Raw genomic sequence first — 3242 nt, forward strand, 5'->3', positions numbered from 1 at the left:
CGTTACGTTTTTCCACAAGCTTATCCAGGAACTGCCACAGCTTCTCATTCATCTGCTGATAATCCCATGCGCGCATCTCTTCAACAGAACGGATGAAACGCTTCCCTTTGGCTTCGGCTAACTCCTGCTCAGAGTGCTGAATTAATCCTTCGACCGCTTCGGCGGTAAACTCCATATGGCACTGAAAGCCATAGACAAAATTACCGTATTGTACGATTTGTCGTGGGCAGCCAACGCTTGTGGCAAGAATTGTCGCCTGGTCGGTTAATCCTGGCATATCGTTGTGCCAGTGACCGACCATCAGCGGCGATCCAAAGTGGGCGATCAGCGGGTGCGCTTTACCTGCTTCAGTCAGTGTAATGGGAAAATGACCAATCTCTTTTTCCGGGCTTTGACATACTTTCGCGCCCAGTGCTTCGCCAATGAGCTGTGAACCTAAGCAGATCCCCACCACAATTTTGCGTGCCGCAATCGCCTGGTTGATCAGGTGCTGTTCGGCCTGAGAGTCAAAATACGGGCACTCCGCCAGCGTGGTGCGTGGAGACTGCGGACCGCCAAAGACGACCAGCATATCGAAGCCATCGGCATTGGCGGGAACCGATTCTCCGGCGTAAACCCGTGACCAGCTGATGGTATAGCCACGTGATTCGGCCCACGGCAGATACGCGCCAGCAGATTCAAAAGACTCATGAATAACAAAATGAACTCGCACTTTTTCTCTCCTGTTAGCGCTTTTGCGCCTGATGAATATCAGCCGCCAGCTTATGAATATCGTTGTCGTTTAAGGTCGACAGGGTAATGCGCAGACCGTGCGATGGTGTATTCACACCAAATACCTCGCCTTCGCGTACCAGCCAACCGGATTTTGCCAGGGCAAAAGCAAGTGATTGACTGTGGTGCGCCAGAGGCAGCCACAGATTCAGACCATCAGCGACGGGCAGATCAATGCCATATCCTCTGAGAGCGGTGGTCAGTTTTTGCTGCTGTGTTGCGTAAAACTGCTGAGTCTGCACCAGCTTATGTCGATACTCTTCGTCGCTCAGGCAGGCGCAGGCTAAATCCTGAAGCAGATGGCTGACCCACTGGCTACCGGAGTTGAGTCGTAACCGCAGTTTCGCTGAAGTGACCGGATCGCTGGCCACAATGGCCAGGCGTAAGTCCGGACCTAATGTTTTCGACATTGAACGGACGACTGCCCAGTGCGTGGTTTCCTTCGCAATCACCGGATACCAGTGGCAAGTAGATAGCAGCGCAAAGTGGTCGTCGACGATCACCAGCGTCTGCGGATAGCGGGCCAGAATTTCCTGCAATTGCGCCGCGCGTGAGGCGCTCAGGCTGCATCCCGTTGGGTTGTGAGCCCGCGGCGTAAGGATCACCGCCCGCGCACCTCTTTGTAACGCAGCCTCCAGCATGTCGGGTTGCATGCCTTCGTTGTCTACGGTGACCGGGCTCGCTGAGAATCCCGCATAACGCAACATATTGATGCTACTTAAAAAGCAGGGATCTTCTACCGCGACGCTATCGCCCGGCAATAAATGGGCGCACAGTAGCCGTTCAATGGCATCAATAGCACCGCTGGTGATATCAATTTCCCCCACGCCAGGGAGGGCATCCTGCATCCAGCGTGTGGCCCAGGTTTTAAGCTCAGGCGATACGACGGCATCGCCATACAGACGTGGATTCTTATTTATTTGCGCGAAATAACGGCTGAGATCGGGGAGACAAGTTGGCGCAGGGTTACCGCCGGAAAGGTCGGTAAGCGGGGTATCCGGGTTTCCACCTTCCAGCGCAACGGGGGCAGAAATTTCTTTGATCACCGTGCCATTGCGTCCGAGGCTCTGCGCCAGTCCGGAGGTGACAAGGCGTTTATAAGCCGCCGCGACAGTATTACGGTTAACGTTCAATGCTGTTGCCAGTTCACGCACCGGTGGCAACGTTTCTCCTGCTGCCAACGTGCCTGTAGCGACATGTTGACGAATACTGTCAAAAATTTCGTTAGCGGTTTTTCCGTCGATCATTATTGACCTATGACAAAATGAATTTTAGCATATGACGATAATAGTGAGGCGTTAGCCCGCTGTCCAGCGAGAGGAGAGATTTATGGAGCAGGGGAGTGATATTCAGTCAGTGCTCTTCGACGACAAGCATCGGGCGTTACAAACCGATATCGTCGCAGTCCAGTCACAGGTGGTGTATGGCAGCGTAGGCAACAGTATCGCCGTCCCAGCCATCAAAGCGCAGGGATTACGCGTCACCGCGATCCCAACGGTGCTGTTCAGTAATACACCGCATTATGAGACCTTTTATGGTGGTGTTATCCCGGCCGACTGGTTTAGCGGCTATCTTCGCGCCTTAAATGAGCGCGATGCGTTACGTGAGCTAAAAGCGGTGACCACGGGGTATATGGGCAGTGCGGAACAAATCGCTCTGTTGGCACAGTGGCTGGAGACCGTTCGGGCTACCCACCCGGATCTGTGTATTCTGGTCGATCCGGTGATTGGCGATACGGACAGCGGCATGTACGTAAAGGCTGAAATACCGCAGGCGTATCGCAAACATCTGTTACCGCTGGCACAGGGACTGACGCCAAACGTGTTTGAGCTGCAGATATTGAGCGGTAAACCGTGTCGCACGCTGGATGAAGCGATATCGGCAGCCAAATCGCTGCTCACTGATACGCTGAAATGGGTGGTGATCACCAGTGCGCCGGGGGATACGGAAGAGATAATTCATGTTGCGGTGGTGATGGCTGAAACGGTTGAGGTGCTAGCCCATCCGCGGGTGAAAACGGACCTGAAGGGCACCGGCGATCTGTTCTGCGCCGAGCTGGTGAGCGGCCTTGTGATGGGCAAAGCGCTGACGACCGCGACGCACGATGCTGCACAGCGGGTGCTGGACGTGATGACGTGGACGCACCAGTGCGGTTGTGATGAATTAATTCTGCCACCGGCAGGGGAGTCGCGATGAAGAGTTACCGGCTGGTGGTTCGCCAGAATGGGCGTATGGTTGGACATTTTGACACCAGCGGGACAGAAGCGCTGGAAGATATCTGCGTGGCGCGGGCCATGTTTGGCATTGCGGGTGGTTACGACTGTGAGTTGTTGGTGGCGGATTCGGAACGACGGATGCTGGAAAGCGGACCGGAGGGCATGAAAATCCTGATGCGCGAAGCGTATTATCGACCGATGACCGCGCACATTTAATGGCGGATGAAGTGTATAAAAAAATGGCGCCAATCGGCG

4 protein-coding genes are annotated in these 3242 nt (G+C 54.5%); 2 read left to right on the top strand and 2 right to left on the bottom strand.

The window, feature by feature from the left end; all coding sequences use genetic code 11:
• Both FDX03_RS04185 and ptsJ read right to left on the bottom strand, forming a co-directional pair.
• Window positions 1–712 (bottom strand): type 1 glutamine amidotransferase (locus FDX03_RS04185; RefSeq protein WP_137345682.1); only part of this gene is annotated, 712 nt, incomplete at its 3' end.
• Window positions 713–725: 13 nt separating this feature from the next.
• Window positions 726–2018: a transcriptional regulator PtsJ gene (gene ptsJ / locus FDX03_RS04190; protein ID WP_137345521.1), complete on the bottom strand. Its 1293-nt coding sequence runs from the start codon at window positions 2016–2018 to the stop codon at window positions 726–728.
• A gap of 82 nt (window positions 2019–2100) precedes the next feature.
• Between ptsJ and pdxK the strand changes: the two genes are divergently transcribed.
• Window positions 2101–2967, top strand: a complete 867-nt coding sequence (gene pdxK, locus FDX03_RS04195) for a pyridoxine/pyridoxal/pyridoxamine kinase (protein WP_137345522.1) — start codon at window positions 2101–2103, stop codon at window positions 2965–2967.
• On the top strand, window positions 2964–3203 hold the full coding sequence (locus tag FDX03_RS04200) for a hypothetical protein (protein ID WP_048210984.1): 240 nt from the start codon (window positions 2964–2966) through the stop codon (window positions 3201–3203). Before pdxK ends, FDX03_RS04200 begins: the two co-directional genes overlap by 4 nt.
• Window positions 3204–3242: the final 39 nt, after the last annotated feature.

This window comes from Citrobacter sp. wls827 (genome assembly GCF_005280875.1).
Taxonomy (GTDB): Bacteria; Pseudomonadota; Gammaproteobacteria; order Enterobacterales; family Enterobacteriaceae; genus Citrobacter; species Citrobacter youngae.

Bases quoted from the DNA above. Each gene is read 5' to 3' on its own strand.
- FDX03_RS04200 (WP_048210984.1), top strand. From the start codon at position 2,964: ATGAAGAGTTACCGGCTGGTGGTTCGCCAGAATGGGCGTATGGTTGGA.
- ptsJ (WP_137345521.1), bottom strand. From the start codon at position 2,018: ATGATCGACGGAAAAACCGCTAACGAAATTTTTGACAGTATTCGTCAA.
- pdxK (WP_137345522.1), top strand. From the start codon at position 2,101: ATGGAGCAGGGGAGTGATATTCAGTCAGTGCTCTTCGACGACAAGCAT.